At 71.6% G+C, this 7,052-nt stretch carries 4 protein-coding genes; 3 read left to right on the forward strand and 1 reads right to left on the reverse strand.

Features of this window, described 5'->3' with window-relative positions:
• From D7V88_RS36870 to mdcG, 3 genes are all read left to right on the forward strand, one after another.
• Positions 1–2,459, forward strand: a 2,459-nt coding sequence (locus D7V88_RS36870) for a DNA polymerase domain-containing protein (RefSeq protein ID WP_244238591.1), incomplete at its 5' end; no start/stop codon positions are given.
• Positions 2,460–2,576: 117 nt separating this feature from the next.
• Complete coding sequence (locus D7V88_RS36875; protein ID WP_167509909.1) at positions 2,577–4,112, forward strand: hypothetical protein; 1,536 nt, start codon at positions 2,577–2,579, stop codon at positions 4,110–4,112.
• A 332-nt stretch (positions 4,113–4,444) separates the two neighbouring features.
• Positions 4,445–5,104: a malonate decarboxylase holo-[acyl-carrier-protein] synthase gene (gene mdcG, locus D7V88_RS36880; protein WP_120545262.1), complete on the forward strand. Its 660-nt coding sequence runs from the start codon at positions 4,445–4,447 to the stop codon at positions 5,102–5,104.
• Between the two features lie 22 nt (positions 5,105–5,126).
• Here mdcG and D7V88_RS36885 read toward each other — a convergent pair whose 3' ends face one another.
• Positions 5,127–7,052 (reverse strand): glycoside hydrolase family 183 protein, encoded by a 1,926-nt coding sequence (locus D7V88_RS36885; RefSeq protein WP_120545263.1) that lies wholly within the window; start codon positions 7,050–7,052, stop codon positions 5,127–5,129.

Raw genomic sequence — 7,052 nt, forward strand, 5'->3', positions numbered from 1 at the left:
ATCCGAAGGAGGACGCGTGGTTGTGGGGCTGGGACACCACGCCGGGCATCGTGTCGGTGTGGGCGGAGCCCGACGGGCGCGCCTTCGTGTGGAAGCGGCAGCCGGGCACCTCCGCGCGGCTTCGCGAGGACGCACGCTACCGGCCCTGGCTGCTGCTCGCGTCGCTCCAGGACCTGGAGCATCTGGGCCCTTCTCTCCAGCCGGAGAGCGCGTCGCACGCACCGGGTTCGGTGACATTCCGCGAGTTGGAAGGGCCTGGAGCGCTGCGCTACCGGGTGAGCGCGGACGACGGCCGGGCGCTGGGGGCCTCGGTGCTGAGGGGCGCGTCGTCGCGGCTGGGCCAGCGCGTGGGCCACCTGCGCGACCTGGGTCCCCACGCGGTGCTGGTGCTGCCTCCGGAGGAGCAGTACCTGGTCGCCACCGGGCGCACGTACTTCCGCGACCTCGTCTTCGATGACCTTCGCCGCCTCCAGTTCGACCTGGAGACCACCGGCCTGGACCCGGCGACGGACCGCATCTTCCTCGTCGCGTTGAGGGACCCGGAGGGACGCACGGAGACGCTGGAGGTGACGGCGGACGGCGACGCGGGCGAGGCGGACCTGCTGCGCAGGCTGGTCGCGCGCATCCGGGAGGCGGATCCGGACGTGGTGGAGAACCACAACCTGCACGGCTTCGACCTGCCGTTCCTGGATCAGCGCGCGAAGCGACTGAACGTGTCGCTGGCGCTGGGCCGCGCGGGCCTGCCGGGGTTGCGCCACCGACCTTCCGCCCGGGGCGCCGCGCTGGGACGGGGGCCCGGAGGTCGCGAGGCGGACGCCATGCGCCGCGCGCGCTACACCGTGCCCGGCCGCGAGTTCATCGACACGTTGGATGCCGTGCGTCGGCACGACTTCTCCGCCCGCGACCTGCCCGGCCATGGCCTCAAGGCGGTGGCACGGCACCTGGGGCTCGCGGGCCCGGAGCGTGAGCTCATCCCCGGCGCGCGCGTGTACGAGGTGTTCCAGAAGGATCCGGAGCGGGTGCGCCGCTACGCGCGCGACGACGTGACGGAGGCCGCGGGGCTGGCGCACCTGATGGGCGGCGCGGCCTTCGCGCTCGCGCGCATGGCGCCCCGGCGGTACGAGCGATTGGCGGACGCGGGCCCGGCCACCGGCGTGTTGGATCCGCTGCTGGTGCGCGCGTACCTGCGCGAAGGCGCGGCGCTCCCGGCGCACGAGTCCGGCGACGGCACGTCCCACAGCGGCGCGGCGCTGCACCTGTTCGCCACCGGCGTCGCGCACCACGTGGTGAAGGCGGACGTGGCCAGCCTCTACCCGTCGTTGATGCGCCAGTACCGGATTGGACCGAAGCGCGACCGGCTCAACGTGCTGCTCGCGCTGGTGGACCGGCTGGTGGATCAGCGGCTGGACGCCAAGGCGAAGGCGAAGAAGGCGCCGCCCGGTTCGCCGGAGCGCCACACGCACGAGGCGCTCTCCGCGGCGATGAAGATCGTCATCAACTCCGCCTACGGCTACATGGGCGCGGGGGGCCTCACCCGCTTCTCCGACGTGCACGCCGCCAACGAGGTGACCCGGCACGGACGCGAGGTGCTGGGCCTCTTGTGCCGGGAGCTGGCGGGCCGGGGCGTGACGCTGCTGGAGGCGGACACGGACGGCGTCTACTTCTCGGTGCCGGAGGCGTGGACGGAGATCGACGAGCGGCGCGTGGTGTCGGAGGTCGCGGCCCTGCTGCCGCCCCGCGTGCGCCTGGAGTTCGACGGGCGCTACGCCTCGATGCTGTCGCACGAGCCGAAGAACTACGCGTTGCAACCCTACGCGGGGCCGCTCTTGCTGCGCGGCGTGGCGTTCCGCTCCAGCCGCGCGGAGCGCTATGGCGAGGACTTCCTGCGCCGCGCCCTCCAACATCTCCTCTCCGGGAACGTGCGCGCCGTGCGGGACACCTACGTGGACACGGTGATGGCGCTCAGAAGACGCCAGGTGCCCACCTTCGAGGTGACGGCCCAGGTGCGGCTGACGAAGTCGCCCGCGCAGTACCTGGCCACGCGCAAGCAGCGGCGCGAGCTGTCCTACGAAGCGCTGCTCACGAATGGCCGCGAACACTGGGCCCTGGGCGAGCGCGTGCGCATCTACCGCGCGACGGGCGGCCGCGCGGGCCTGCTGCTGGAACCGGACGCGGAGGAAGGCGAACCCGCGGCCCGACTCGCCGTCGGCGCACCGGCCGGCGACGACCGTCGCGACTACGACGTCGAGTACTACGTGCGCCTGCTCAAGGACACGTTCGCGGCCCGGATGGCGCGCGGACTCACCGCGGAGGACTTCGCCACGGTGTTCGCGGATCCCGACCAGCCGTCGCTCTTCACGCCGTCGCTTGCGGAGTCCCGGCCCGTGCTCACCGTGGTGCGCGAGCCCCGGGGCCCGGAGTTCGGCGAGGCCACCGCAAACCCAGACATCGTTCCGTGAAAGTCGTTGGAACACCGCGCTTGTCAGCGTGACTGGAACCTTGTCGTGTCCCGGTTCATCCGGGAGTCGTGGGGAGGGCTCTGCTACACTGCGTCAACCGCAATGGCCTTCTCGTTGATGACCCGTCCCACGTCCCGTGCGCTGGTGGTTCCCGGCACGGTGGCGATGCTGCTGCTGCTTCCCTGGCTCATCTATTCGAGCGCCATCGTCCACCGCTACGGCCTGCGCGACGACTACGCCATCCTGCGGGAGGCGCGCGAGGAGCCGGGCAAGATCCTCCGCGTCTGCGCCTCGCAGGGCCGTCCGCTCTACGGCTGGATGTTGGAGGCATCCGCGAAGGCGGCGGGCGGCATCGACGGGTTGATGGGACTGCGGCTGCTGGGCGTCGCCGGACTGGGTGTGCTCGCGGCGGCGGTCTTCCTGATGCTGCGCAAGGAAGGATGGAGGCCGGGCTCGGCGGCCCTGCTCGCGGGGTTCCTGACGCTGACGCCCTCCGCGCAGGTCATCGCCAACTGGAGCATCTGCTGGCCGCAGGCGGTGGCGCTGATGTTGGGGCTGGCGTCCTTCGCGTGCGCCCGCCGCGCCATCGGACACCCGGAGGAAACGGCGCCGCACGGGTGGCGCTGGACGCTGGCGGCCGTGGGGGCCATGGCCACCGCGACGCTCATCTATCAGGTGAGCGGCCTGTTCTACGCGGTGCTGCTGGCAGCGGCGCTGGTGGCGCGCCGCGACGCGTCCCTGAAGGACACCGCGCGCTGGATGGCGAAGCACCTGGTGGTGATGGGCGTGGGGCTGCTGCTCGCGTACGCCGTCACCCGGGTGACGTTCGCCACGGGCCTCTTCACGGCCTCGCCACGGATGTCCTTCGAGAAGCACTGGGTGGACAAGACCGTCTGGGCGCTCACGCACGTGTTCCCCAACGCGCTCGCGCTGTCCGCGCTCAACGAGACGCCCGGCGACATGGATGGTTACTGGGCCATGGTGGTGCTGACGCTGACGCTGCTGGGTGTGGGCGTCGTGGTGGAAGGCCGCCGTTCCGGGCTCACCGGCGTGGGGCGCTGGCTGCTGGCGCTGGTGACGCTGTCGGCGGCGGCGTATTCGGTGAGCTTCCTCGCCGGGGAGCGCTGGCCCACCTACCGCACGCTCAACGCGTTGACGGGCGTGTGGGCCGTCTTCTTCGCCGCGTCCCTGGTGAACCTGGGCACCGTCTGGCCCCGGCATGGGCCCCGCATGGCCATGCTGCTGCTCAGCGGGTTCGTGGCCTTCAGCGCGTTCCTCGCGCACGAGCAGTCCCTGGAGCTGTTCGCCCTGCCCCAGGGGCGGGAGCTGGCGCTGATGGAGCAGGGCGCGAGCCTCGTCATCCCCGCGCAGAAGCCGCGCGTCTTCGTCCTCACCGCGAAGCAGGCGGACTCCACCGCGCCCTTCCACTACCTGGACGAGTTCGGCTCCGTCTCCGTGGATGCGGAGTGGGTGGCCAAGGAGATGCTCAAGGAGGTCGTGAAGGAGCGCTTCCCCCGGGAGAAGGACATCGGCGGCCTCTACCGCTTCGCCGCCGGTCCCGAGGCCCCCGAGCCGCGCAACTACGACATCCTCATCGACATGCGCCGGCAGCACGTGAGCGCGGTGCGTCCCGTGCTCCAGCTCCCCCGGTAGCGGCGGGCCCACGGGAGCAGGCAGCCTCCAGCCACCACCGGAAGGATGAACCGGGCACGCGAGCGTCCTGCCGTACGGGAGAAGGGCCCCGTGCGCAGGAACTCCCACCCGGTTTTCCGGGGAGACGCGTCAGGCGGAGGCCTGCTCGACGGCTCTCGCGCCGCCGCGTGCAGGTTGGGCCCCACCCGGGGCGTGAATCCGGGTAATGACTTGGTGAGTGATGTCCTTCTTGCCCCGGCCCCCCCTTCCGCTTCCGCGAGCCTTCCGGGCCGTCGCGTCCCGCCCCTCGGAAGGACGTCCGGGTTTCCCCCGGGCAGAGGGAGCCGCCGTCGATGCCGGGTGAGCGTCCGGCACGGCATGACTGGGCGTACCTGGGCGCCGACTGGGCGGAGCACCTGCGCTCGCCGCTGAACCCGGAGGTGCTCCGGCTGGCGACGGAGTGGCAGCAGCACGGCCGTCCCTTCACCGTCGCCCGCCGGGACATGCCGGACCTGCACGACGAGCTGCGGCTGGGCCTCACCCTGCCCGACCGCCGTCACCTGGCGTTGCACGTGGCACGGCCGGCCGTGGTGCGCGTGTTGCCGCCGCCCACCGTGGCGGAGGCCCGGGCCACCGCGCCCGCGACGTGGCAGCCCGCGCTGGAGGACGTCATCGCGCTGGGCACCGTGTTGGACCTCACGGTGGGCGTCTTCGGTTCGCTGGCGTGGCAGTTGCGCACGGGCGTGACGTTCCTCCGGCCGCTGTCGGACGTGGACCTGCTGTTCGCCCCCGCGCGCTGGACCGACGTGGAGCGGCTGCTGTTCGGCCTGGAGGCGGTGTCGCGGCGCCACTCGGTGGTGCGCCTGGACGGCGAGGTCATCCTGCCCGACGGCGGCGCGGTGTCCTGGCGCGAGCTGGCGCTGGAGCCGGAGATCATCTGGGTCACCGGCCCCCGGGGCGCCAGCCCCCGCACGCTCAAGGACCTGCGCGCGCTGTTCCCCGCGGAGTCCTGAGCAGCAGGGGAGGTCGCGCCGCTTAGTCGCGCGTCACCGCCACGTCGTCCACCTGGAGCCAGGTGTCGCCCGCGTTCGCCCACGTCCCGGCGTACACCTCCACGGCGTGGTTCGCGCCGGAATCAAACGTGACGCTCAAGAGCGTGTAGTTGCCCAGCGCCTGCGTGAGGTGCGTCTCGTTGAGGACGGGCCCGTTGTTGAGCCCCCGCGCGCCGAAGTAGCCGTCGTTCTGGTTGGAGGAGGTCTTCACCCAGCCCGTCAGCGTGTAGCGCGTGTTCGGCGTCACCGCGACCTCCTGCCTGATGGCGTTCCACCCCGTGTTGTTGCGCACCCACGCGTTGTTCGCGCCCGTGCGAGCAAAGCCCAGCCCCCGGTCGATGCCCGCCTTGCCCAGCGTGGACCAGGGAGAGGTGGCCGTGCCGGAGGGCTGCTGTTCGAAGCCGCCCTGCGCGACGAGGTTCGCGCCCCGCGTGAGGCTCACGTCATCCAGTTGCGCCCAGGTGTCGCCCGCGTCCGCCCAGACGCCGCCGTACACCTCCACCACGGAGTTCGCGCCGGAGTTGAAGGTGACGGTGCGCTCCGTCCACGCCGCCAGGGCGCCGAAGGAGGACTCCCCCAGGAGGGGGCCATTGCCCGCCGCACGCGCGCCGAAGGAGCCCCGGCTGGTGTTGGGCGATGCGCGCAGCCAGCCCTTCAGCGTGTAGTCCGTGTAGGGCTGCACGACGACGCTCTGCTTGAGCGCGTTCCAGCCGCTGGTGCCACGCACGAAGCCGTTGTCCTGGCCCGTGCGCGCGTTGCCCAGCGCCCGGTCGATGCCGCCTCCGCCCGTGAGATACCAGGGCGCCATCGTCGGCGTGGCCGCCTGCGTCTCGAAGCCAGGCTCGGACAGCAGGTTGTCACCCTGCGTGTCGGGGGTGAGCGACGCGCGCAGCAGGAACGTGTTGTAGGGCGTCCACTGCGAGGTGATGAAGTACAGCTCCGTGGCGGTGTTGCCCCACGGGTGGATGAACCCGTTGTAGATGCCGGGGAAGGCAGCGCCGGTGGCCAGCAGCTTCTCCCCGCTCCACGGCCCCGTCGGCGTGCCCGCGTCGCGCAGGACGACGGCCTGCCGGTGCTCGTTGAGGTACGTCATCAGGAAGCGGCCCAGCGCCGCGTTGTAGACGACGGACATTTCCCCCGCGATGCCGATGACCACGGGCCGCGCCGCCGCCTGTGACGTGGACCAGCCGTTGCCGTCCCAGTAGCGGTACGCGTTGATGTCCAGCAGCGCGCCCTCCGGCACGCGCGCCAGGTGCACGTTGCCGAAGCGGCCGTTGGGCGTGGCGAACAGGTAGACGAACCCGCCGTTCTTCACCATCGCCGCCATCTGGAAGGGATTCGTCCAGCCAGCGTTGTTCGCCCAGCGGGCGGACGCGTGTTTCACCCAGCTCTGCCCGTTGTCGTCCGAGTACGCGATGCCCGCGTAATTGGTGATCCACTGCCCCGGATCCCCCCAGTGCCTGACGGACATGTAATGGATGTAGTGCCGTGAGCCCACGGTGACGCCCGCCGTGGGGATGACGGTCATCTCGTCGTTGTCCACCTTGCGCGACGGGAGGATCTCCTTCGCGTGCCGCGTGCCGTCCTGCACCATCGTGGTGAACGTGAGCCCGTTGGACAGCGTGGCGTCCGCCGAGCGCGCCAGCACGTTGCTGCGCCACCCGCCGCCACACCCGCCGTTGCCGCACCAGCCCGCGCCGAAGGTGTCCCCGAACAGGACGAACACCTCACCGCCGCCCTTGTCCCAGACGATGCCCAGGTCCGTGCCGTACACCTCGTAGTTCGAGTGCGTCTGGTTCGGGTTCGGCAACAGCTCCCCCGCGGGAGTCGCGCCCGTCACCCGCGCCACCTTCGTCACGTTCGTCGGCGTCACCGCCTCCGCCACCCCCGCGCCCCCCAACAGCCACAC

Source organism: Corallococcus terminator, from assembly GCF_003611635.1.
GTDB lineage: Bacteria > Myxococcota > Myxococcia > Myxococcales > Myxococcaceae > Corallococcus > Corallococcus terminator.

Excerpts from the sequence above, each read along its gene's own strand:
- mdcG (WP_120545262.1), top strand. The coding sequence starts at position 4,445 with ATGCCGGGTGAGCGTCCGGCACGGCATGACTGGGCGTACCTGGGCGCC.
- D7V88_RS36875 (WP_167509909.1), top strand. The coding sequence starts at position 2,577 with ATGACCCGTCCCACGTCCCGTGCGCTGGTGGTTCCCGGCACGGTGGCG.